Raw genomic sequence first — 23,833 nt, 5'->3', positions numbered from 1 at the left:
TTATAACATTTAGGGCGGTTTATATCGCTTGTTAAACAGCCTGAGAGGTCAACGTTATGTCCGATGTCTCTACCCTTACGCGCCAGATTTCACGTCGCCGTTTACGGCGCTACACCTTCATTGGCATCGCTGTTATTGCGGTCATCGGTGCAATGGCACTGGATACCAAAGTGGTCAAAATAGGGTCTGCCAATGATGTGCAGGAGCAGGCTTTTTCGCCGGACACGTATGGCAATAAAAACTTTCCTGATATTAAGAAAGATGTCATCTCACGTGCGGTTGACGCCAAAACGCTGGCTGAGGCAGTGCTGGCTAATCAGCAAGAGGCGGCGAAAAAATATGGCGTGGGTGCGCCGCTACCGGTATTGCCTGTCAAATTAGAAGGGGTAGTCGAACAGGGACAGATGGGCATTTACACGTTGAAAGTGGCGAATATGCCGCAAGAAATTCAGGTAAGAATGCAAACCGGTCCGGCGATTACCGGCACCGATTTACGTGATGCAACCGGCAAAATCCAGTTCGGTGATTTCACTAATCAGATCGAATATCAGAATGCGGGTTCTGCCATTAATCGCGCGATGAAAAAGGCGGTATTAGACAAAGTGGATCGTGATGCCTTACCCGGTAAAACGGTGCAGGTGGTTGGGGTATTTCGTTTGCTTAATCCCAAAAACTGGATGGTAACCCCGGTTAGTCTGGAGGTGAAATGAGCCAGTTCAAAGTTAATCCGGCGTTGTTAAAAGGGGAAGTGATCCTTGAAGCGCGGAACATCAGCAAAGTCTATGGCTCTACCCATGCGTTGAAAGAGGTCAATTTTGAAATTCGCCGTAGTGAAGTCACCACGCTGTTTGGTGAAAACGGCGCAGGCAAATCGACGCTGATGAAAATCCTTTCCGGGGTGATCAACCCTAGCGCAGGAGAGATTGTGCTGAATGGCGAGAACAAGGTGTTTCATTCCGCCACAGAAGCGCGCGATTGTGGCATCTCAATCATTCATCAGGAACTTAACCTTGCCCCAAACATGAACGTCCGCGACAACATCTTTATTGGCCGGGAAATTATGAAACCCGGCGGGGTAGATTACGCCGAAGAAGCGCGGATTACCCGCCATCTGATGGAGGCGCTTGAAGAAGAGATCGATCCGTTAACCCCCGTTGAAAATTTGCGTCTGGGTCAGCAGCAAATTGTTGAAATTGCACGCGCATTATCGGTGAACTCGCAAATCCTGATTATGGATGAGCCAACTTCTGCCTTGAGCGCAGCAGAAGTTGAAGTGCTGTTTCAGGTAATCCGCGACCTGACCAGTCAAGGCGTGGCGATTGTCTATATTTCGCATCATCTTGAAGAAGCGCTGGAAATTACCGACCGTGCGGGGGTGCTGCGTGATGGCGTAATGACGGCGTATGCCAAACGCGATGAAATCAATCTTGAATGGATTGTGCGCAACATGGTTGGCGACCACTTTGATCTTGGCTCCTCACCCCAGGGCTACGAATTTGGACATACCGCGCTAGAGGTCAAAGATCTGACCGTAAAAGGCGAGGCGGGTATCAAATTGGTGGACAACGTTTCTCTTAATGTTCGCGCCGGGGAAATCGTCTGCATTTACGGCTTAATGGGCGCAGGCCGCACAGAATTGATGGAATGCGTGGCGGGACGTTTACACCAGTCCAGCGGCAGCATTCTTTTAGAAAACGACGACGTTTCCAGCCTGTCAATTTCACAGCGTATCGCGGGGGGGTTGGCGCTGGTGCCTTAAGATCGCCAACGCGACGGTTTAGTCCAGACCATGACCGTCGGTGAAAACCTTTCTCTTGCCAGTATCAGCGACTTCGTACGTGGGCTGATACTTTCAACGCGTCGTGAAAAACAGCTCATCAACGACGGCATCCGCAACGTCACGGTGAAAACCGCCGGTGGTGAGGCCGCGATTGGTTCGCTTTCCGGTGGTAACCAACAGAAAGTGGTGATCGGCAAAATGCTCGCGACTCGTCCCAAAATCATTCTGTTGGATGAACCCAGCCGCGGTATTGATATTGGCGCTAAAGCCGAAGTGTTTCGTCTGCTGGCTGACAACGCCAAAAAGGGCTTAGCGGTGATCTACACCACTTCCGAAGTCGGCGAATGCCTGAGTATTGCCCATCGCATTGTGGTGATGAGCAAAGGGCGGATCTCAGCCATCTTCGATTCCAGCGTAACCAAAGAACGCATTATGGCCGCCTCGGGCGAATCTCTGGTGGCATGACGATGAAAAACGGAGCAAAAAACATGACAGACAGAAGCCAGACGCTGAGCGCAACGCCGCCCGTCGCCAAAAAAGCGAATGCGTCAAAAGGCATGAATGTGGCACACCTGCTGCTTGAAGGGCGCGCCTTCATCGCCTTATTGATTATTATCGCAACCTTTTCTTTCACCAAACTATTTTACCGGTGCCAACTTTCTCACTATGGCGTCACATATAGCTATTTTTGGCTTACCTGCCATTGGCATGTTACTGGTTATTTTGAATGGCGGCATTGACCTTTCGGTTGGCTCAACGCTCGGCCTGGCGGGCGTTTTCGCGGGTTTTTTGATGCAAGGCGTTAATCTGGAAGCGCTGGGCGTGGTGCTTTATCTGCCGGTGTGGGCGGTTGCCATTCTAACGCTGGCAATGGGCGCGCTGGTGGGATTAGTGAACGGGATCCTGATCGCATGGTGTCGCGTACCGGCCTTTGTTGCCACCCTGGGTTCGCTGTATGTCGCACGCGGCGTTGCGCTGCTGATGACGAATGGCCTGACTTACAACAAGTTGTCGGGCAGCGAAGCGCTGGGCAATACGGGATTCGACTGGCTGGGATTCAATCGTATTTTCAACATTCCGGTGGGTGTTCTGGTACTCGGGGTGGTTGCGCTGGCCTGTGGCTTCTTGCTCAGCCGTTCAGCTTTTGGCCGCTGGCTGTATGCCTCGGGCGGTAATGAGCGCGCGGCGGATCTGTCCGGCGTACCGGTTAAACGCATCAAGGTTAGCGTTTACGTGCTTTCGGGCATTTGTGCTGCGATGGCTGGGTTGGTGCTTTCTTCTCAGCTTACGTCAGCCGGTCCAACGGCGGGGACAACTTATTAACTGACGGCAATAGCTGCCGTGGTAATCGGTGGCGCAGCATTGACGGGAGGACGCGGCAATGTGCGCGGCACACTGCTCGGCGCATTCGTCATCGGTTTTCTTTCTGATGGTCTGGTGATTATCGGTGTTTCTGCTTACTGGCAGACGGTATTTACTGGCGCGGTCATTGTGCTGGCCGTGTTGCTTAACACGCTGCAATACGGTCGGCGCGGACGATAAATCTCACTCCCTGCGCGGGAGTGAACCCGTAAACCTGTACCCCCCAATAATAACGGAGCAACAATATGTTCATTAACAGCAAGCGTTTCATTCTGGCGGCGGCCGCCGCCGCTGCAACAGTATTTGCAATACCCACCTGGGCAGATAATGGCTTGATGACCATTATCGTTAACGATCCTTCCAACCCTTACTGGCTGGCCGAAGGGCAGGTTGCCCAGAAAGCGGCGGAAAAGCTGGGTTACAGCGCCAAAGTCAGCGCCCATAAGGGGGATGCCAATACTGAGAGTCAGCTAATTGATACTGCGATCACCAATAAGTCTAAAGCTATCATTCTGGATCCGGCGAACGCCGACGGCTCTATCGGCTCGGTTAAAAAAGCTATCGCTGCTCACATTCCGGTATTTGTAATCAATGCCGAGCTGAACCAAAGTGGCCTGGCAAAAGCGCAGTTAGTGTCTAATAACGCACAAGGTGCAGCTGTAGGTGCGATGGAATGGGTAAAACAGGTCGGTGACAGCGCCAATTATGTTGAGCTGGTTGGCCCGCCTTCAGATAACAATGCCGCTACTCGTGCCAACGGTTTTGAAACGGTATTGTCACAATATCCATATCTGAAAAAGGTTGGTAAAGAAGTGGCGAACTGGGATCGGACGCAAGGCTTTAACAAAATGCAATCGCTGTTACAGGCCAATCCCAATATCAAAGGGGTGATCAGCGGTAATGACGAAATGGCGCTGGGTGCTATCGCCGCCCTGAAAGAAGCGGGCAAACTGAATCAGGTAAAAGTTGGCGGTTTTGATGGTTCCCCGGATGCGGTGGATGCTGTGAAAGCCGGTACGCTGGCCTATACCGTGATGCAGCCGGTCGCGCAGTTTGCGCAGAAAGCGGTTGAGCAGGCTGACAGCTTCCTCAAAACTGGTAAAACCGGTGCACCCGCAGAGAAACAATTATTTGACTGCGTGTTGATTACCAAAGAAAACGCCAACAAGTTTGTTTCACCTTTTGTTTTATCTGAGTAATGGTGCGAACGATGTTATTGGGCGCTGCGGCGCCCTTTTTTTATCGCGCATCACTATTTGCTAAATAGTCGTTTCGGCGGTGTAATTAGCGCCGAAATAGCATTTTTCTCTCGTAATCCCGGATGATATATGGCGCAAAACCTGCAAGAAAATTCTCTCGGCGTATTCATGGCAGAAACTTTACCGAGTGACAGCCGACAGGCGCGGCAGCTGGCGCGACGCCAGTTGATTGCAGAGGCCGTAATGGCAGAAGGTGCGATCCGCATTGAAGATATTACTGAGCGCTTCGGTATTAGCCTGATGACCGCCCACCGCGACATTGATGAAATGGTGGAGCGTGGATTACTGCATAAATCACGCGGCGTGGTTTCTGCTACACCTACCAGCCTGGTGGAAGCCAGCGATATTTATCGCGCAACGCGGCAGCTGGAGGAGAAACAAGCGATAGCGGAGATAGCAGCAAGTTATCTGGAAACCGGGCAGGCCATCTTTCTGGATGATTCCACCACTGTCCTGCAAATGGCACGTCTTCTTCCCGCCAAAGCGCCTTTAACCGTTATCACTAATTCGCTGACGCTGATGAGCGAATTAAAAAATGTGCGCGATATTACCCTGCTGGGCCTGGGTGGCCAGTTTCATAACTGGTGTAATGCCTTTATGGGCCGCATGACGCGCAATGAAATTGCCAGTCTGCGCGCCGATATGTTTTTCGTCAGCATGTCCGCAATCATTGACGACACCGTGTTCCACCAGTCGGCAGAAACGGTCGAAACTAAACGCGCAATGTTTGACGCTGCGCAGAAACGTATATTAATGATGGATAACACCAAATTTGAACGTCGGGCGCTGCATAGCTTTGCCCATCTTAATGAATTCGATGCCGTAATTGTTAACCAGGGTACAGCGGTTCCCGTTTTACATCGCCTGCAGGACTTAGGTATTAATGTCGTTGTGGCGCCAATGAAATTGCCCGGCGTGAGTAGATCAATGAATGACTTTTAGTCATCATCTTTTCGCAGGCGAATGACACAACAGGCAGAGCTGACAGCAAGATGCACGCTCCTGGTAATGTTTTTTGCGCGTAACCGTTCCGGGTTACGAAATTGATTAAAATAAATACTGGATATTTGAACAGGTGTTTGTATACTATTTCTGCTGCCCGCTGGGTATTAGTGTGAGTAAGTAGATGGTGATGCCTATGATGATGTCGACAGAAAACCTCAATTCGCTGAATCAATCGATCACGATGAGCAGCCGTGAAATTGCTAAAATGACCGGCATTACTCATGGTGAGGTGAAGCGTTTGATCAAAAGCCTGGAAGCTGCGCAACGTCTTTCGCAGCCCATAAGCGTTAATGTTTATGAGCGGGAAGGAGAAATGCGTCAGGAATATTGCCTGAATAAACGGGACTCTTTACTGGCCGTTGCGCGACTTTCTCCAGGATTCACAGCAGAAGCGCTTGATCGCTGGCAGGATCGCGAGAAAAGTGCGCATTTACCGGACTTTACTAATCCTGCCGCCGCCGCACGTGCCTGGGCGGAACAGTTTGAACAGCGTCTGGCAGCAGAACAGCAACTGGCGCTCTTTGCCCCAAAGGCTGAATTTTTTGACCGTTTTGTAGACGTTCAGGACGCACTAGGCTTTCGTCAGCTTTGCAAAATGCTGAAGGCGAAGGAACCGGAATTCCGGCAGTTTTTGCTGGAGCGTAACATCATGTATCGCGCTAATGGTGTACTGACACCGCAGCATTATCATTTGCAGGCGGGCTATTTCACTCTGCATTCCGGTATTGGTGAAAATCAGCACGCTTTTTCTCAGGCACGCTTCACCGCGAAAGGTGTTAAATGGGTTGCCAGTTTGTGGGCAGGGCATATCGCGTTACAGCCAAAAGGCGCGGCGGCTTAAAACAGATACGCAATTCCTTCTCTTTGAAAGAGATATAAATGGCGAGTTTTTGCCTTCTGAGGAAGCCGTTCTCATGACCGAAGCGACGATGCGGCTGTTTACCTGTAGCAATCGGGGCGCCGGAATATATTCTGGCGCGTTCGTTAACGAATGCAGGTCAGTAAGATCTGCGTTGCTGGCTTTTTAAATTGCTGACCGATAAACATATTCTGCCGGGGAACAGATTGTTCCCGCGGGGATGGTGACGTTCTCCTTCGCGTAACGCATAAAAAAGCAGCGCGCTCGCTGCACCCATTGATGAAACAGCATTAAAAAACCTGAGCGCCAGCCAGGCCCGCCACTCAGGTTTGACTTATAAATATAGTGATAGCTGTTATTGCATGACTCGCTTATTTATTTAACAGCGCTTCGTATTGCGCCTGAAACTGCGGGGCGTTCCATACGCCGTCAAAGAGGGTATAAGTGATATAACCCTTATTGAGCCAGCCGGTGTCAGTGTCGTCCAGAACCGATGTCAGCGCAGCCGGGTTCATGGTCTGCTTTGCCTTGCCGTCTGCCAACAATTCATAGCCGATCTGCGGCGTGGGGAATACTTCGTTACCGATGTAGTGCACGCCCTTGATGTCTGCTTTTGCCAACGCCGGGTAATTAATGCTTAGTCCAGAACCTTTGGGCAGTAGAGGTGTACCCGCCTTGTGTTTAGCGTTGAGCTTATCGACCATACTGACCACGTAATCGACCGATTCTGGCCAGTATTTTTGGGTGCTCGGCCACTTATTTTTCATCTCATCTTCGGTAAGGATGTAACCGATGCTGGCCGCAATCGCCGGAAAGCCATAGCGTACAGCGCGTGCGGCGGCGCCGACGGTGCCGGAGTTCACCTGCGACATGCCAGTGTTGGGGCCGTCGTTAACCCCGGAGATAACCAAATCTGGCGCGGCGTTCTTCAATATCCCCCACAGGCCGAAATCAACGGCGTCGGCTGGCGTGCCGGGGAAGCAGTAACGTTTGCTGGCGACTTTTTTAACATCGAAGAGCTTGCCGGTTTTAAAGGTAATGGCGGAGCCAATACCACTCTGATTAGTGGCCGGGGCCACCATCCAGACGTCATAGCCTTTAGCCGTCAACTTGTCTTGCAGCGAGGTGCTACCTGGCGATTCGCAGCCGTCGTCATTGACGATCAGAATCTTCAGCGGGGCCGATGCTGCCTGCGCGGTGAAGGCGAAGGCAGAAAGCAGGGCGGCGGCGAGTATTTTTGTTTTCATTGGTATTCCTTGTGTGATGGTCAGGGCCTGATAGGCGCAAAAAAAAACCTAAGACACTTGCACACAGCGCGGCTGCGACAAATATCTTAGGTTTTGCCTGCATTCAGTAACAATCCCAGGATGACAATAAAAATACGCCCAGTAATTGTTGTCGTCCAGAGAGACAGGCTATTTTCTGTGACAAAGCTCAATAAATAAAACAGAATTTTTATATTAAAAGAATAAATTAAATTATTTTTTACGCCTTTCAGTTAATCGAGTGTTTATATAGAAGTCTGTTTTGCATTAAATATTTATATTCAGATTTAATGCGCCATTTACGATATGAACACGATCACAGATATTAATTCCAGGCATAAAAAGTGAGTGTGATTTATCGGCGTTGATGATATTGTCGCCGTCACTGGATTGTTACTGTATATACAGGCAAAACCTATGTCATATATCGCGAACGGTTATCACCGCTCCCGAAAAATGACGTAGGTTTTTTGTTTTGGGCGGCGGATAAAAAGGAGAATATAAATGAAAAACGGCTGACAGAGTTAATGGTTGTCGTAAGTGCTGCAACCTATCCGGTAAAAATAAGACAGTAATGTCTTTTGATGATGCGGTGACCATCTATTTCGCACTGTTAAAAGATGCTCTGTTTACTGTTCCCGACAGCGATCAGGTGTGGGCCAGTTTGCGGCTGATCCACGACAACGTACAGGTAGCATAGGCTGTTTAGGTGAAGGAACCAGGGACATGTCGGACCGTTTCTATGCCAGCGCCGCCGCATAGCAGCACGAAATCATGACCATCATTTTAAAACAGGTGGAACGCGGTGATCAGTTCCTCGGACTGGTCGGGGTGTTCTTCGATGGCTTTGAAAGTGGTTTTAATAAGGTGATAACCAAAAACTAAATATTTTATTAAATTTGCTCGCTATAGGGTGCCGTAAATCGGTGCGCTGAAATGCGTCGAAGCAGGGAAAGGCATTCGACGACGAATAAAATAACATTAATTTCATTCCGTTTGGCCGCAGCTCGCTATTAACGCTCGCCGGTAAGAACGCGCTGTGGCTCTATGCTAGGGTAATAATTATGAACCTGAATCGCATTGCTTTGGCGCTTGTTGCGCTCGGTGTCTCTGCGTCAGTCTGGGCTGCTGATAAGAATGATAATATTAAACAAGATACGGCGATAAATAATATTATCGCTGATCCATTTTTCCGTGATTCAACGATGTCGCTATCACTAATGAACCAGTGGAAATATCTGAATGAAGGCAATGCCAAACCTAAACACGTACATAATGTCTGGGGGCAGGGCGTTGCGATTGATTATCAGTCTGGCTATTTTGACGATGTAATCGGCGTTGATGCCATCTATTATGGCGCCGTTAAGCTGGGAGCCAGCGATTATTTTAACTCTCGCGGTGTGCTTTATAATAAGGGCAGCGGAAATAAGAAAAGCAATGCCGGAGGATTTTCTAAATTCGGCCAGCGCAATATCAAGCTGAAATATGATGTGGCGGATGTACAGCTCAACGCCCGCTGGGGCTGGCAGGTACTGAAAAATTTCGGTGTTATCACCACTTCAACGCGCCTGTCACCGACCACCTATTCCGGCTGGAGCAGCTCGCTAAGCTATGACGATTTGACTCTGCGCGGGGCGTATATCGAAAACTCGATGCAACGTAACTCACCGGACAAGCAGCACTTCCAGACGAATACTGGACGCAATATCAATTACCTTGCCAGCGGCGATCTGCTATGGAAAAGCCGGTTGCTGGATGTCCAGTACGGCTACGGTGAAAGCGACAGCTATCTGCGCCGCCATCTCTTATTCACTAACTTCAGGCCCATCGAGCGGCTGAATATCGGCACGCAAATCTACGCTACCTACGCTCTCGATGAATATACCGCCATGCCTGAAAACAAACGCGACTTCGACAATAACGCCTGGCACTTTGCCCTTGATGCCACCTGGAAGGCTGATCGCTGGAGTAGCAAGTGGGGGATGGGTTATACCGATGCCAAAAAGGCTAATGAAGTGGGTTTTTATCCACGTCATATGAGCAAAAACTCGCGTGGCACCTTTATCTCAATGGCCAATGCGGGCGATGACTATATGCGCGACGGGGAGCTGGTACTGGCGAATATATCGGACTATCTGCTGACGCCGGAACTGGCAGTGGGGCTGTCGGGCAATATCGCCCAGTTCAGTTACAAGGGCAACCACGTACGCAGTGGTGGAATCAGCGTTTTCAGCCGCTGGGCACCTTCCGACCCGCAGCTAAAGAACCTGACGGTGTGGGTGATGTTTGGTCCGGGCTGGTCGTACAAAAGCAGCGGCAAAACCCCGGTGCTGACGGACGGTCGCTACATGCGGACCCACTCGCTTGGGTCGGAAGTGAGCATTGAATACCGCTTCCGCATGTTCTGAGTCGCGTAATAGGCCGAATTACGTTTCTCCGCTGAGATTTCAGCCAGGAAGTAAAATCTCAGATGGCGAAAACCGCTTATGGCTGCGCTGACAGATAAAACCTGATTTGCTGACATCCGTCGAAAATCAGGTTTTTTATTTTTGAACTCTGATGAAAATCACTGAAATGTATAGCATTGTGGTCGCTATTTCGAATGAGCAGTAACGCGAGCAGACGGTGAGCCTGTTACCGCCCTGTCGGGATCTTCAGACAGATCGCTTTCGGCCACACAGGCCAACTCGCGCGTCCATTTTTGCCCAGACATGGCCCAGTGGGAACTGTAGTCGTTACGTGGCAGGAAGCGGTGAAGGAATTTGCAATAGCCCACAAAACATGTTTTTCAGCGTGGTGGAAAATATCTCTCGGTTGCCCTTTGCCAGCGCTTCTGCACCCGCAATCGCGCCATACGTTACGGTTAAAAGTAATCTTGCCGCACAGGATAAATCAACTGCCATACCGATAACGCCAGCCTGTCTGGCTTCCTTTAGGCGTTCGGTCAGCAAAGCCGTAATTGCCTGATATTTCTCTTCGAGCATCTTCGCAACTTCAGCATTACGCATCCCTTCTGCCATGATCTCCACGACCAATGCACGTTGTGCCTGATCTTCTTCAGTGACCTGCAGACAGGATGCAACCAGATAATCCACGAGCTCTTTTCCTGCAATGGGTTCGCGAAAATGCATCATCGCACGTTCTTGATCTTCCAGGATAATAGCCTGAATTAACGCTTCCTTGGAGGGAAAATGATGATAAAGCGTACCGGGACTAATATTGCATGTTTTACAGATGGTTTTCATTGAGGTGCTATGAAAACCATTGATGGAAAAACATTGCCGTGCCGCAATCAGTACGCGCTCAGGGGTTGGGGGAACTACGTTTAGCGTCATTGCGTTTCCAGATAAATTCGGTGGCTTGTTACCGGCATTGTAAAAGAGTTGTCCGGCAAGGCACAAATTTGTACTCACGCTTTCGTTTTTTAATTCCTGCTTCGTAAAAAAGTAACGCGAGAAGCTGAAATCACTAGAACGAACATTCGATTGAACAAAATGAAGCTAAAGTCAATGATATGTTTATTTATTTTGTGAGTGTAATCACGCTACGCCACTTGCAATATGAAAATTTATGATCGTCATTTTAGAACGCCACTCCGCAAATACTCCCTGCTGACGCTTCGTGTTAAGTCTGTGTAACCGTTTTCTGATTACTTTTATTCCGTTGAAGGATGAGTCAGAAAATGCGCCTTTCGGACTCTGTTCCCCCTTTCTTATTTTTAAGGAGCTTTATCATGTTACGTCCCACTGAAACGCCTTCGCGTGAAATTAAACGTCTTGATGGACTCTGGTCTTTTTCACTTGATGCAGATGATGCCGGAAGAAAGCAATCCTGGTGGCGTCAGGCGTTACCGGAGCGTCGGGCTATCGCCGTACCGGGAAGTTATAACGACCAGTTTGCCGATGCAGCGATCCATGATTACGTAGGGGATGTCTGGTATCAGCGGGAAACCCGTATTCCACGCGGCTGGAATGATCGACGCATCGTGCTGCGCTTTGATGCCGTAACACACCGGGGAAGTGTATGGGTCAACGATCACTTTGTGATGGAACACCAGGGCGGCTACACCCCTTTTGAAGCAGATATTAGCCATCTGGTAACCGCTGGAGAAACAGTACGCATCACCGTCTGCGTCAATAACGAACTCAACTGGCAAACTATTCCGCCGGGCATGGTTACTCAGCAGGAAAATGGAAAAAAACAGCAGTCTTATTTTCATGACTTTTTCAACTATGCGGGCATTCACCGTAGCGTGATGCTCTACACTACCCCTAAAAAGTACGTTCAGGACATCACCGTGCTGACTGACGTGGCGATCAGCAGGAAGCAGGCAACCATGTCATGGGAAGTGGTTGCCAGCGGAAACATCCAGGTCGAATTACGTGACAGCAAGCAGCAGAAAGTTGCGACGGGTCACGGCGCAACAGGCACATTTATCCTGGATAAGCCTCATCTCTGGGAACCGGGTGAGGGATATTTGTATGAGTTGTGGGTTTCCAGTGAAGCCGAGGGTGAGCGCGATGAATATCCGCTACGGGTTGGCATCCGTTCGGTTGCCGTCAAAGGCGAGCAGTTTTTGATCAACCACAAGCCGTTCTATTTTACTGGCTTTGGCAGACATGAAGACGCGGATTTTCGTGGAAAAGGATTTGATCCTGTTTTGATGGTCCACGACCATGCCCTGATGAACTGGATTGGCGCCAATTCCTACCGGACTTCTCATTATCCTTATGCTGAGGAGATGCTCGACTGGGCTGACGAACATGGCATCGTGGTAATTAACGAAACGGCGGCGGTTGGCTTTAATTTGTCGCTGGGGATTGGCTTTGACGCCGGTGAAAAGCCCAAAGAACTCTACAGCGAAGAAGCCATTAACGGTGAAACCCAGCAAGCGCATTTGCAGGCGATTAAAGAACTGATTGGGCGCGACAAAAATCATCCGAGCGTCGTGATGTGGAGTATCGCGAACGAACCGGATACACGTCCTGAAGGCGCCCGGAAATATTTTGAACCGCTGGCTAAGGCCACCCGTGAGTTAGATCCGACACGGCCGATCACCTGCGTTAATGTGATGTTCTGCGATGCTGAAACCGACACCATTACCGATCTTTTCGACGTCGTCTGCCTGAACCGCTATTACGGCTGGTACGTTCAGTGTGGAGATCTGGAGAAGGCCGAGCGGGTATTAGAGCGAGAGCTTTTGGCATGGCAGGCAAAACTACACCGCCCGATTATTATGACGGAATACGGTGTCGATACCCTGGCGGGCCTGCACTCGGTTTACCAGGATATGTGGAGTGAGGAGTATCAGTGCGCCTGGCTGGCGATGTATCACCGGGTATTTGATCGCGTCAGTGCGGTGACCGGCGAGCAGGTATGGAACTTCGCTGATTTCGCTACTTCACAGGGCATCATGCGGGTCGGAGGGAATAAAAAAGGCATTTTTACCCGTGATCGGAGGCCAAAATCTGCCGCTTTTGTGCTGAAAAAGCGCTGGACAGAAATGCCATTTGGCGAAAAGCCAGTTCAGGGAGACAAGGAATGAGTCAACAACTGCCATGGCGAACCATAATCGGCTACAGCCTGGGGGATGTAGCCAACAATATCGCCTTTGCTATGGGCGCGCTGTTCCTGCTCAGCTATTACACCGACGTTGCAGGCGTCGGTGCCGCTGCCGCCGGAACCATGCTGCTGGTCGTGCGCGTTTTTGATGCCTTTGCCGATATTGCTGCGGGACGTGTTGTGGATAGCGTGAATACGCGCTGGGGTAAATTCCGCCCCTTTCTGTTGTTTGCTACGCCACCGCTGATGCTTTTCAGCGTGCTGGTATTCTGTGTTCCATCTGAATGGAGTCATACCAGTAAGGTTATTTATGCTTACGTGACCTATATGGGGCTGGGTCTTTGCTATAGCCTGGTCAACATTCCTTACGGATCACTGGCTACCGCCATGACGCAGCAGCCTCAGTCTCGCGCCAGACTGGGCGCTGCGCGTAGCGTGGCGGCGGCGCTGACGTTTGTCTGTCTGGCATTTATTATCGGACCCAAAATAAGTGGTGTTGGTGCGTCAGAAATACGATCCGTCTATTTTGACTGGACCGTTACCCTTGCCGTGGCAGGTGTGATCCTCTATTTCCTGTGCTTTAAATCCACACGGGAAAATGTGGTTCGTATCGTCGCGCAGCCTTCATTGCATATCAGTCTACAGACGCTGAAGAAAAACCGGCCGCTAATGCTGTTGTGCATCGCCGCGCTGTGTATTTTGATTTCAACTTTCGCCGTCAGTGCCTCTTCACTGTTTTACGTACGCTACGTACTGAATGATGTTGAACTGTTTTCCATACTGGTGTTGGTGCAAATGTTGGTAGGTTCGCTCGGCTCGGCACCCCTGGTCCCACGGCTGGTTAAGCGGCTGGGTAAAAAAAATACATTTCTTAGCGGTGCGGGCATCGGGACGCTGGGTTATTTGCTGTTTTTTCTGCTGTCTGACCAGCCACCATTATACGCATTTACGGCGCTGGCAATTGCTTCTATTGGGCAGGGGATCACTATGACTGTTATGTGGGCGCTGGAAGCTGACACGGTTGAATACGGCGAATACTTAACGGGTGTACGTATTGAGGGGCTGACATATTCATTTTTCTCTTTTACACGTAAATGCGGTCAGGCAATTGGCGGATCGTTTCCAGCTTTTATTCTCGGAATGAGCGGATATATTGCTAACCAGGCACAAACATCTGACGTTATTATGGGTATAAGAATATCAATCGCGCTGGTTCCCATAATAGTGATGTGCTAAAACAATATTGGTTAAAAGAAGTCACCCGAAAGGAAAAGTTTAGCTGGATAGACCTCCCAAAAAGAATAAAAGGCAGACGTAAATATTTTCTTTTCTGGTGGCGCCTTGCAAATGAAATGTACGCAACAGGGAATAAAAGCGAGAAAAAAAATGCCAAAAGAATCAATTCACGTCTCAAAGACCGATTCGGCGTTGAAATCATGCTCGGCGCGAAGATAGGGAAGGGATTACATATTCCGCACCTCAACGGGATAGTAATCACTGACATATTAATAGCAGGAGAAAACCTGACCATCCTTCAAAATGCCACTATCGGGAAACGGTACAGGTATCAGGAAGGGTGCATCAGAATCGGCAACAATGTAACTATTGGTGCTGGCTCACATATTATTGGAAATGATCTGAAAATTGGTGATAACGTCACTGTTGGCGCAGCGTCTATTGTTCTTAATGACATCCCATCAGATACCACTTACTTTATAAAAGTGCAGCCCTATATGCGATCAAATAACGCAAAATCGCACGGCGATATGATTAATGACGCTGGTTGATAATATCGTTAACTTGCGCCTGTTTTCGCGGGTTGTGTCTGTCTGTAATGGGCGCTGGATAACAACGTGTCGTTTATCCAGCGAATCAGGTATGACTAAACGGTATGCTGTTAAGCCAGTTGTTCATACCAGTTGAGCACTTTCTCCCAATCGTCTTTGGGCATGCCGGCAAGCTTCTTACCAAACTGAGTAAAATCGTGATTCTTAGCCTGGGCGCAGGTTAGTCTTCTGCGGCTGTGCTCAAGGTCAATAAAACCCGCCTGGATATGATCTGCGTAATGAATGAAAATATGTCTTGGATAGCAACTGCCATGTTGACGTTTTTGCAGATGTATTTTTCTAAAAGCTGAAGCTATTTCCTTAAGTATTCTCTCGTAAACGGACGCTTCAATAGTCTGATACGCTCCCGTTTTGTACCAGTCCTCTAGCGATAAAAAGTTCTTCATTTCTTTTGTTACGAGAAGAGCTCGCCATTGTCCATCTTTGCGTATTGCATCCCCAAAGATAATTTCTGGGACAACCACACCCGAACGCTGTAAATGCTTAATGGCATTAACTTCGCGCATGATTGTCGGAAGCCCGAAGGGATAACGTAAGCTATGATACAGATGATTTTCCATCCGTTTAATGTACACAACCTCACCGTTTACCACGGTTTTGATCACACCGCTGAATCCTCCACGACGCGTATTAGGTGGTTCTACCCAGCTTCCTTCTACTTCCCACCAGTCATTGAAATTCAACATAAAAACTATCCTTTTGGGCAAAATACATTCAAGCACATCGCTAAAAATATGAGGGAAACGCGGGCCAACCTGCTGAAAATAAAGAAAAAACCAAAGCGTGAATCGTGAAGGTTGCGCTGTTACAATAAAAAATGCAAGGTAAGTGAACTTTACAACAAAATGACAAATACGTGACAAAAAATAGCATAAAATGGTAATTTTTTGACAGAGCATCAGACGATCATAGTCGGCTCTCTTTTTTGAATTAATAAATTTGGCGCGTTCCATGAAAAAAATTAAAATAAAAAAAATACTTGTCATTAAGTTTCGATTTCATGGTGACATGTTGCTGATTACACCCGTGATCAGCAGCTTAAAAGCCAATCATCCTGACGCGATCATTGATGTGTTGGGTTATGAAGGCAGCGTTGAAATATTGCGCGTAAATGATGATGTAGATAAAATCTTTGCAGTCAAGAATAAAAAAGCCAGCTTCTCGAATAAAACGCTTGATTACCTCAAAGTGGTGCATGAGCTTCAAAAAGAAAAGTATGATCTCGTGGTTAATTTAAGCGATCAATGGCTCAGCGGTCTCATGACGCGTCTCATATCGCCCCGCTATTCCGTTGCTTTTGAATTCCAGCAGCGAAACCAGTTTCTGTGGCGTCTTTTTTTCCATGAATTAGTGAAACCGGAAGGTACACACGTCGTGGAACGCAACCTGTCTATCCTTAATGCGTTTGATTTTCCTGTTACCGTAAAAAACACCAAAATGGGGTATCACGCCTTTGTCTGGGAAGGGATAAAATTCCGTCTGGGAAAAGAGTGGGATCAGCAAAAATACGTAGTTGTACAACCAACGGCACGTCAGAAATTCAAATACTGGGATGATGAAAAATTTGCCGAAGTTATCGATTATATTCAGCGGGTTACTCACCATAAGGTGATTATTACCTGCGGTCCTTCTGAAGATGACAAACGTTGCGTTGCGCGTATCGTCGAACTATGCAAAGTGAAACCCGTAATGACACTTGCGGGAAATACCACATTTGATGAACTCGCTGCGGTCATTGATCATGCACAGTTTTTTATCGGTGTTGACTCAGCACCGATGCATATTGCCGCCGCAGTAGAAACGCCCATTATTTGCCTGTTTGGTGCAACGGATCATCGTGCATGGCATCCCTGGACAGAAAAATTCTGGATGGTATGGGCAGGTAATTATCACCCCATGCCGAAACGCAGCGAAATCGATCGGAGCTTTAAATACTTATCCTATATACCCGTCGAAAAAGTTATTGATGCGGTAAATAGTGCTGTGACAGCGGAGAAGGCCGGATGAAAATAGCTTTCTGCCTTCACGACTATTTCCCTTATGGCGGTATGCAGCGGGATTTTATGCGTATTGCCCGCGCCAGCCAGGATAAAGGCAACGATATTCGCGTGTATACGTTTTCCTGGGAAGGGGAACCCGTTCCCGGATTTGAACTCGTTATCGTCCCGAGGATAGGATTATCCAACCACAGCAGCAATGAAAACTTCAGCAAATGGGTCAGAAAGCATCGGGAAAAATATCCTGTCGATGTCGTGGTGGGGTTTAACAAAATGCCCGGCCTTGATTATTATTTTGCTGCTGATGTCTGTTATGCCGAGAAAACCAGCCAGGAAAAAGGCTTTTTTTACAAGCTGACACCGCGTTATCGCAGTTATATGCGAGCTGAAAGAGCAGTAATGGCTCCGACGGCCAAAACGCATCTGCTTTTATTAACTGAAAAGCAAAAAGCAGATTTCCAGTCTCACTATCATACCCAGGACTCGCGCATCCATATGCTGCCGCCAGGGATAGACGCCGATCGGTTCCAGCATTTACCTGCGCGCTCATCTGCAGGCATTCAGCAGCTTCGGGCAGAACTTGGGGCCACACCCGAAAGTTTTCTGTTGCTACAGGTTGGTTCAGACTTCAAACGCAAAGGCGTTGACAGAAGCCTGAATGCTATTGCTGCACTGCCCGAAAATATCCGATCCAGATGCATATTCGTGGTGGTTGGTGAAGATAAGCCGGAACCTTATCAGCGTTTGGCCTCCCGGCTCGGTATTAGCGATCGGGTGCGGTTTTTTTCAGGCCGGGAAGATATAAACGACCTGATGATTGCCGCTGATTTATTATTGCATCCGGCCTATCAGGAAGCAGGCGGTATCGTCATTATCGAGGCCATTGCCTGCGGTTTGCCTGCTATTGTCAGCGGCACCTGTGGTTATGCATTCTATGTTACCCATTCAGGATGCGGACTGGTGTTGGCGGAGCCTGTTACACAGACGGATATAAATGAAGCTCTGGCTGAAGCGCTGCTGGATGAAAAGCGCATAACATACTGGCAGAACAGCGCCAAAAATTATCTGCAACAGAATAACCTTTATCAGCTTGCGGAGCGTGCGTCGGCTATCATTATGAATGAGGATGCACGTGCAGATTCTTAAAGAGCCCTTTAAATCCCAATGGGAAAATAAAGATGTTTTTGCTCAGGTAAAACAACTCCAGGGCGAAACTTACCGGCAGGTCGGAACGCGGCGCACGATTCAATTTAATTTTGCGGAAGAAAGCTATTTCCTGAAATACCATAGCGGAACCACAATCAGGGAAATACTGAAGAATATCGTTACGTTGAAGATGCCGGTATTAGGGGCCGATAATGAATGGCAAGCTATTAACCGCCTGAAACGTCACGGCATTGCTACAATGGAAGGCGTAGCTTATGGCAAAAAGAACTGGAACCCGCTGAATCGGGAGTCTTTTATTATCACAGAAGATCTCAATCCCGCTATTAGCCTTGAGGATTTCTGTCAGGACTGGAAAGTCAACCGGCCATCTCCTTCTGTAAAATACACGTTAATCCGAAGCCTGGCATCCACGGTAAGACGTATGCATCAGATCGGCATTAATCATCGGGACTGTTATTTATGCCATTTCCTGCTAAAACAATCTTTAGAAGGAAATGAAGGTGAGGTTGATCTTTTCATCATTGACCTCCATCGTGCGCAGTCTCGTCACCATGTTCCACGCCGCTGGCGAGATAAGGATCTGATTGGCCTATATTATTCCACACTGGAACTCGGTCTGAATGCGCGAGACTATCTCTATTTTTTAAAGATCTATACAGGACTGGATTATTCCAGCGTGATCAAAAAAGAAGCTCGTCTGATCAAAGCCGCTCTCAAAAAATCACAAAAAATTCAGCAGCGAACGATACGCAAATCGTTATGACAATATGACTATACAGACATTCATCTTATGAAAAATAACGATGTTCAAAAATTAAGCCTGCAAGTGACATCAGAAGACGTTATTAATCCGCTGGGCATAGAGGAAGAAAGCGTTGCGCTTCGCGTTGCTTATGGTGCCGATGAATTTTTTTTAGCGGGTTGTCTGGCTTCAATGGCATCAGTGATGCAGCATAATAAAGATATAGCCATCCATTTTTTCATTTTCATTAATGACAACTGCCAGATTGGCCTTAAGAAAATAGAACAATTTTCACAACAGTATGGTCATCTGGTCAGTATCTTGCGAGTAAATGAAAACGATCAGAAAACGCTGCCAACAAACAAGCTATGGTCTACAGCTATCTACTATCGTTTTTTAATGGCTGACTATCTGGCCAGTAGAATGGATACGCTTCTTTATCTTGATTCGGATGTAATTTGTAACGGAAGCCTCGATATTTTCACCCATCTGGACCTGCAGGGAAAAATTGCAGGTGCCGTGCATGAACGTGGCGGTGAATGGTGGCAAGAGCGCGCCAGCAAACTGAACTGCGCGGGGCTTACATCGGGTTACTTCAATACAGGTGTCATTTATTTCGACCTGAGAAAATGGGCTGGCTTAAATATCACACAACAGATATTAGATCTGCTTAGTGATAGCGACGTGGTAAAACGGTTAACTTTTTACGATCAGGATCTGTTCAATCTTACTCTGTTGAATAACGTTCTGCCTTTAGATAGTCGATATAACGTTCAGTTTAGTATCAATCGGTTACTGAAAAATACTACACAGCAAGATATTAATAGCGCCGCGCTAATTCACTATATTGGTCCCACAAAACCCTGGTTTTCATGGGCGGAAAAATATCAGGAATGTAAACCGTTCTGGCACGCGCTGGCGAACTCACCCTGGCAGGATATGGCCTCAATGCAGCCAACTACTCCAATGCATTACCGTTATGCTTATCTTCATATGAAAAAACAGAAAAGAACAGCCAAAATGATAAGCTATTTCAGTTTATATCTACTGAAAAAATTTTTACATGTCGCTAAACGAGTTGGAGCTTAACATGTTGGTTAAAACCAAATGTGATGATTACGTTATTTACACCAAAGGAAAGGGTGAGGACTATAAAAGGGTCTTTGCGGATTTTATTCACAACCGCCTGACAGTAGAAAAAGTTTTCCGAAATATTGAAGATACGAAAGTTGTATTGGTTAATTTTGAATCAAAGCTGTATGTACTGAAAGTTTTTAAGCCCAAAGAGAAACAACTTGAGCGGTTTCTGAAGTCGTTTATCAAAGGGGACTATTATCTCAATCTAATGAAAAAAACCGATGAGCTATGGTCAAAGGGCGTACAATTCCAGAACGATTTTTACCTTCTGGCAGAGAAAAAGATATTTAATTATGCCAGCTTGTTCATTATGTTGATTGAGTACATACCCGGTCAGGAACTGAGCGGCTTTGTTGAATAAATCGAACTTTTGCTGAGTTGAAGGATCAGATCACGCATCCTCCCGACAACACAGACCGTTCCGTGGCAAAGCAAAAGTTCAAAATCACCAACTGGCCCACCTACAACAAAGCCCTCATCAACCGTGGCTCCCTCACTTTCTGGCTGGACGATGAAGCGACTCATGCCTGGTATGAGTCGGCAACGCCTTCATCACGGGGAAGACCTCAGCGCTATTCTGACCTTGCCATCACCACCGTCCTGATGATTAAACGCCTGTTCCGGCTGACCCTGCGGGCTGCGCAGGGTTTTATTGATTCCATTTTTGCCCTGATGAACGTTCCGTTGCGCTGCCCGGATTACAGCAGTGTCAGCAAGCGGGCAAAGTCGGTTAATGTCTGTTTCAAAACACCCACCCGGGGTGAAATCGCACACCTGGTGATTGATTCCACCGGGCTGAAGGTTTTTGGTGAAGGCGAATGGAAAGTCAAAAATCACGGCAAAGAGCGCCGTCGTACCTGGCGGAAGCTGCATCTGGCCGTTGACAGCAGAACACATGAAGTCATCTGCGCGGACCTGTCTCTGAACAACGTCACGGACTCAGAAGCTTTCCCGGGTCTTATCCGGCAGACACACAGAAAAATCAGGGCAGCCGCAGCAGACGGCGCTTACGACACCCGACTCTGTCACGATGAACTGCGGCGCAAGAAAATCAGTGCCCTCATCCCGCCCCGAAAAGGAGCGGGTTACTGGCCCGTAGAGTACGCAGACCGTAACCGTGCAGTAGCGAATCAGCGGCTGACCGGGAGTAATGCCCGGTGGAAATGGACAACAGATTACAACCGTCGCTCGATAGCGGAGACGGCCATGTACAGGGTAAAGCAACTGTTCGGAGGTTCACTGACGCTGCGTGATTACGATGGTCAGGTAGCAGAGGCTTTGGGCATGGTGCGTGCGCTGAATAAAATAACGAAGGCTGGTATGCCAGAAAGCGTGCGTATTGCCTGAAAACCCGGTCAGCTACAGAGTCACTCGTCCTGAAGCTGATTTATTCAACAAAGCCGAACTGAGCTTATATCACACCGTACCTGAAGAGTTAAAAAAAGAAATTGTCTCAATTATTTCATGTTTGCATGAAAATGGTATGGTTTCGGGGGATCCGCATAAAGGAAACTTCATTATCTCTGATAACGGGTTAAGGCTTATAGATCTGTCGGGCAAGAAGATCAATAAGATGAGAATTGCCAAGGATTACATCGACTTAGAACGACATTTAGGCATTAATGGATTCCATAAGGGCTTCTTTTATCATTGGGTGAAAAAGAAGTCTCAGTTCCGCAAGCGGTTCAAGGCGTTTAAACTGGCATTAAAAGGTAAATAAACAGAGTCAGGTGGCGAGAGTGATTTTTAACAAGCAAGCCCTCAAGCAGGTAAGAAGCCAGGTGCGGGCTAAAAATGTCATCATCTTTCTTTCCGGTCCCAGTGCTGTCAAAACACCTTTGTCACTGCTGGCCAGTAATGATGTCATCGCGGTAAATGGCTCTGCTTCGTGGCTGATTGAAAATGGAATTCATCCTTTCATCTATATGGTGACGGACATTCGTTTTATCACATCACGGCAAAGTGAGTTTGAACGTAATGTTGAGCTAAGCGATTACTGCGTAATCAATGAAGATGTTTATGCCAAAGCGCCAGCAGATAAGAAAACATGGCTTGCGGAACGCTGTTATATCATTCATGAGCTTTATAAGCGGGAAAAAGCCGGGCCAATAAAAAAATTAAAGTTCTGGTTATATTGCCAGCGACATCCTGACGTTGTGATGTATGTTCCGTTATCACGTAAAAAAAGAATTTTGGGTTTTTCCAAAGATATTTCAATAGGATATTGCAATTGTAAAACAGTAGCTTACGCCTGTATGCAGATGGCTTATTCGTTACGTTATGAAAAAATAATTTGCGCAGGGCTGGATCTGTCTGGGTCATTTAAGCGATTTTACGATAAATCTGCTTCATCAAAACTGGTGACTGAGTTACAGCAGGATCTTGATAAAATTTTGCCTCTGTTCAATTTTATGCGGGAGCGCATTAATCCTCCTTTATTTACTCTCTCATTAGAAACCTCAGTACCTTATAAAGATATTCCGTTTATCGATTTACAACAGCTGGACATACCTGATTAAAATCACATGTTAAAATCTGAATACTACGAAAATATTTAAGGGGAGTTTATGGAAGGCGCATTGTCACTGTTTTCACGAAAGGAAAGCCTGGCTGAAAACTGGCAGAGACTGCTTTTTATATTGTTCAGTGTCACCTATTTCTTTGACGGAATTACGCGTTATAAACATGCTGTTCACATCGCTATTTTAATCACCGCCATAACGATTATCTGGAAAGATAAGTCTGTTTTGAGAACAATTTTCACGCCAGTCAGGCTATTTTTACCGCTCTTAATGCTTGTTTATGGTCTTTATTCTACATTGGTTTCCATAGACGTTCATCTGAGTCTGAAATATTTTAATCAGCATATACTGTTTGCAAATTTCCTGCTGCCATTATTTGTTTCTGTCTTATTGCTGAAATTATCTGCGCAGCAAGTTGCTCGCACCTGGCTGCAAAGCTTGCTTATTCTCTTTATTGTTTTAGCTATATCGGAAGCTTATATATATATTGTTGAGTATCGCCATGGTGTAATGCCTTTTACTAATTATGAGCACCGGTTTATTACTGATGCGCTTATCTTTACCCTGCCAGCCTTATTATGGCTTTCTTTGAAGAAAACGCCTGCATTCCTTATCTGTGCAGTGATTGCAGCGGCGGTGTATATTTTTCTCATGTTAGGCACCTTACAAAGAGGAACCTGGCTCTCTATTTTTACGTTGTTTCTGTTATGGTGCTTTTTCATGCGTCGCTGGAAATTTTGCTCACTGGTACTCGGAGCAGGCGCTTGTCTTTTGATTGCGTTATCCTTATTCAATCTTAAACAGACGGAGCTGGTTAGTCATAAACTTCAACAGACAGACAGCAGCGAGCGTTTTGGCGCGGGAACGCAGGGAGCAGGTCTGGATATGATTCTGAAAAATCCGGTCATTGGTTATGGACTAGGAGATAAGGTTTACCTCAAGACTTATGCGCTGAACTTACCCTCGCACCCTGGCTGGTTTTTCCGTGAGCCGATTAGCCCTCATAATATGTATCTCTCTTTTTGGTTTTCTGGCGGTATCCCTGGCCTGGCAACACTTATTCTGTTTTTTACAGTGCTTTTCCGGACATCCTATAAGCACTGGAAAAATACGCGCCATGAAATCCAGTATGCATGGTTAAGTATCATCCTGATCGCCAGTTCGGCTTATTTAGTACGAGGCGTGGTGGAGCTATCGAATTTTGATAACTTCTCACTACTTATGGCGCTATTGATCGGCCTTTCTGCTCCACGGCCGCGCTCCTCTGACGCGTAATATCAATAAAAAAGTTGCAGTGATTCTGTAATCACTGCAACTTTTCTGACAATA

Annotated in this window: 21 protein-coding genes and 2 pseudogenes; 20 read left to right on the top strand and 3 right to left on the bottom strand. The window is 47.5% G+C overall.

The window, feature by feature from the left end; genetic code table 11:
* The first annotated feature begins 56 nt into the window (after positions 1–56).
* From H2P46_RS17655 to H2P46_RS17630, 6 genes and pseudogenes are all read left to right on the top strand, one after another.
* A complete protein-coding gene (locus H2P46_RS17655; RefSeq protein ID WP_193406201.1) occupies positions 57–710 on the top strand; it encodes a DUF2291 family protein in 654 nt (217 codons plus the stop codon).
* Positions 707–2,245, top strand: a pseudogene (locus H2P46_RS17650) (sugar ABC transporter ATP-binding protein). The gene H2P46_RS17655 and the pseudogene H2P46_RS17650 overlap by 4 nt, the downstream one beginning before the upstream one ends.
* A gap of 23 nt (positions 2,246–2,268) precedes the next feature.
* A pseudogene (locus H2P46_RS17645) lies at positions 2,269–3,322 on the top strand (ABC transporter permease).
* A 65-nt stretch (positions 3,323–3,387) separates the two neighbouring features.
* Positions 3,388–4,341 (top strand): D-ribose ABC transporter substrate-binding protein, encoded by a 954-nt coding sequence (locus H2P46_RS17640; RefSeq protein ID WP_193406200.1) that lies wholly within the window; start codon positions 3,388–3,390, stop codon positions 4,339–4,341.
* Positions 4,342–4,470: 129 nt separating this feature from the next.
* A complete protein-coding gene (locus tag H2P46_RS17635) occupies positions 4,471–5,343 on the top strand; it encodes a DeoR/GlpR family DNA-binding transcription regulator (RefSeq protein WP_193406199.1) in 873 nt (290 codons plus the stop codon).
* Positions 5,344–5,539: 196 nt separating this feature from the next.
* Positions 5,540–6,247 (top strand): phage antirepressor KilAC domain-containing protein, encoded by a 708-nt coding sequence (locus H2P46_RS17630; RefSeq protein ID WP_193406198.1) that lies wholly within the window; start codon positions 5,540–5,542, stop codon positions 6,245–6,247.
* 389 nt (positions 6,248–6,636) lie between these two features.
* Here the strand turns inward: H2P46_RS17630 and surE are convergent, their stop codons facing one another.
* Positions 6,637–7,512, bottom strand: a complete 876-nt coding sequence (gene surE / locus H2P46_RS17625) for a 5'/3'-nucleotidase SurE (protein ID WP_193406197.1) — start codon at positions 7,510–7,512, stop codon at positions 6,637–6,639.
* A gap of 592 nt (positions 7,513–8,104) precedes the next feature.
* Between surE and H2P46_RS23275 the strand changes: the two genes are divergently transcribed.
* Positions 8,105–8,230 (top strand): hypothetical protein, encoded by a 126-nt coding sequence (locus H2P46_RS23275; RefSeq protein ID WP_275092438.1) that lies wholly within the window; start codon positions 8,105–8,107, stop codon positions 8,228–8,230.
* Between the two features lie 364 nt (positions 8,231–8,594).
* Positions 8,595–9,938 (top strand): OprD family outer membrane porin, encoded by a 1,344-nt coding sequence (locus tag H2P46_RS17620; RefSeq protein ID WP_193406196.1) that lies wholly within the window; start codon positions 8,595–8,597, stop codon positions 9,936–9,938.
* Positions 9,939–10,265: 327 nt separating this feature from the next.
* Here H2P46_RS17620 and H2P46_RS17615 read toward each other — a convergent pair whose 3' ends face one another.
* Positions 10,266–10,865: a TetR/AcrR family transcriptional regulator gene (locus H2P46_RS17615; RefSeq protein ID WP_193406251.1), complete on the bottom strand. Its 600-nt coding sequence runs from the start codon at positions 10,863–10,865 to the stop codon at positions 10,266–10,268.
* A gap of 398 nt (positions 10,866–11,263) precedes the next feature.
* Between H2P46_RS17615 and uidA the strand changes: the two genes are divergently transcribed.
* Genes uidA through H2P46_RS23325 form a run of 3 tightly spaced genes read left to right on the top strand, consistent with a single transcriptional unit; the run spans position 11,264 to position 14,879 of the window.
* Complete coding sequence (gene uidA / locus H2P46_RS17610; RefSeq protein WP_193406195.1) at positions 11,264–13,075, top strand: beta-glucuronidase; 1,812 nt, start codon at positions 11,264–11,266, stop codon at positions 13,073–13,075.
* Positions 13,072–14,328 carry a glucuronide transporter gene (uidB, locus tag H2P46_RS17605; protein ID WP_193406194.1) on the top strand — a complete coding sequence of 419 codons (1,257 nt, stop codon included), beginning with the start codon at positions 13,072–13,074 and terminating at the stop codon, positions 14,326–14,328. The genes uidA and uidB overlap by 4 nt, the downstream gene beginning before the upstream one ends.
* Positions 14,322–14,879 (top strand): serine acetyltransferase, encoded by a 558-nt coding sequence (locus H2P46_RS23325; protein WP_338103653.1) that lies wholly within the window; start codon positions 14,322–14,324, stop codon positions 14,877–14,879. Before uidB ends, H2P46_RS23325 begins: the two co-directional genes overlap by 7 nt.
* A gap of 110 nt (positions 14,880–14,989) precedes the next feature.
* Here the strand turns inward: H2P46_RS23325 and inaA are convergent, their stop codons facing one another.
* Entirely contained in the window at positions 14,990–15,625 is a 636-nt protein-coding gene (gene inaA / locus H2P46_RS17595) for a lipopolysaccharide kinase InaA (protein ID WP_193406249.1), read from the bottom strand.
* A 265-nt stretch (positions 15,626–15,890) separates the two neighbouring features.
* Between inaA and rfaQ the strand changes: the two genes are divergently transcribed.
* The 9 genes from rfaQ to rfaL are packed head-to-tail and all read left to right on the top strand — an operon-like array spanning position 15,891 to position 23,779.
* Complete coding sequence (rfaQ, locus tag H2P46_RS17590) at positions 15,891–16,946, top strand: putative lipopolysaccharide heptosyltransferase III (protein ID WP_193406193.1); 1,056 nt, start codon at positions 15,891–15,893, stop codon at positions 16,944–16,946.
* Positions 16,943–18,082 (top strand): glycosyltransferase family 4 protein, encoded by a 1,140-nt coding sequence (locus H2P46_RS17585; RefSeq protein ID WP_193406192.1) that lies wholly within the window; start codon positions 16,943–16,945, stop codon positions 18,080–18,082. The genes rfaQ and H2P46_RS17585 overlap by 4 nt, the downstream gene beginning before the upstream one ends.
* Complete coding sequence (rfaP, locus tag H2P46_RS17580; protein WP_193406191.1) at positions 18,069–18,866, top strand: lipopolysaccharide core heptose(I) kinase RfaP; 798 nt, start codon at positions 18,069–18,071, stop codon at positions 18,864–18,866. Before H2P46_RS17585 ends, rfaP begins: the two co-directional genes overlap by 14 nt.
* 27 nt (positions 18,867–18,893) lie before the next feature.
* Entirely contained in the window at positions 18,894–19,934 is a 1,041-nt protein-coding gene (locus H2P46_RS17575; protein WP_193406190.1) for a glycosyltransferase, read from the top strand.
* The gene (locus H2P46_RS17570; protein WP_193406189.1) at positions 19,909–20,343 is read left to right on the top strand and encodes a lipopolysaccharide core heptose(II) kinase RfaY; all 435 of its coding nucleotides are present in this window, start codon (positions 19,909–19,911) and stop codon (positions 20,341–20,343) included. Before H2P46_RS17575 ends, H2P46_RS17570 begins: the two co-directional genes overlap by 26 nt.
* 17 nt (positions 20,344–20,360) lie before the next feature.
* Positions 20,361–21,329 (top strand): IS5 family transposase, encoded by a 969-nt coding sequence (locus H2P46_RS17565; protein ID WP_193403199.1) that lies wholly within the window; start codon positions 20,361–20,363, stop codon positions 21,327–21,329.
* On the top strand, positions 21,322–21,702 hold the full coding sequence (locus H2P46_RS17560; RefSeq protein ID WP_238939022.1) for a lipopolysaccharide core heptose(II) kinase RfaY: 381 nt from the start codon (positions 21,322–21,324) through the stop codon (positions 21,700–21,702). The genes H2P46_RS17565 and H2P46_RS17560 overlap by 8 nt, the downstream gene beginning before the upstream one ends.
* Positions 21,703–21,721: 19 nt before the next feature.
* Entirely contained in the window at positions 21,722–22,501 is a 780-nt protein-coding gene (gene waaZ / locus H2P46_RS17555) for a 3-deoxy-D-manno-oct-2-ulosonate III transferase WaaZ (RefSeq protein ID WP_193406188.1), read from the top strand.
* 48 nt (positions 22,502–22,549) lie between these two features.
* On the top strand, positions 22,550–23,779 hold the full coding sequence (rfaL, locus tag H2P46_RS17550; protein ID WP_193406187.1) for an O-antigen ligase RfaL: 1,230 nt from the start codon (positions 22,550–22,552) through the stop codon (positions 23,777–23,779).
* The last annotated feature ends 54 nt before the right edge of the window (positions 23,780–23,833 follow it).

It is taken from the genome of Mixta mediterraneensis (assembly GCF_014946725.1).
GTDB classification, from domain to species: domain Bacteria; phylum Pseudomonadota; class Gammaproteobacteria; order Enterobacterales; family Enterobacteriaceae; genus Pantoea; species Pantoea mediterraneensis.
Note: the sequence above shows the minus strand (reverse complement) of the source record. Positions and strands in the feature narration are given on the sequence as shown.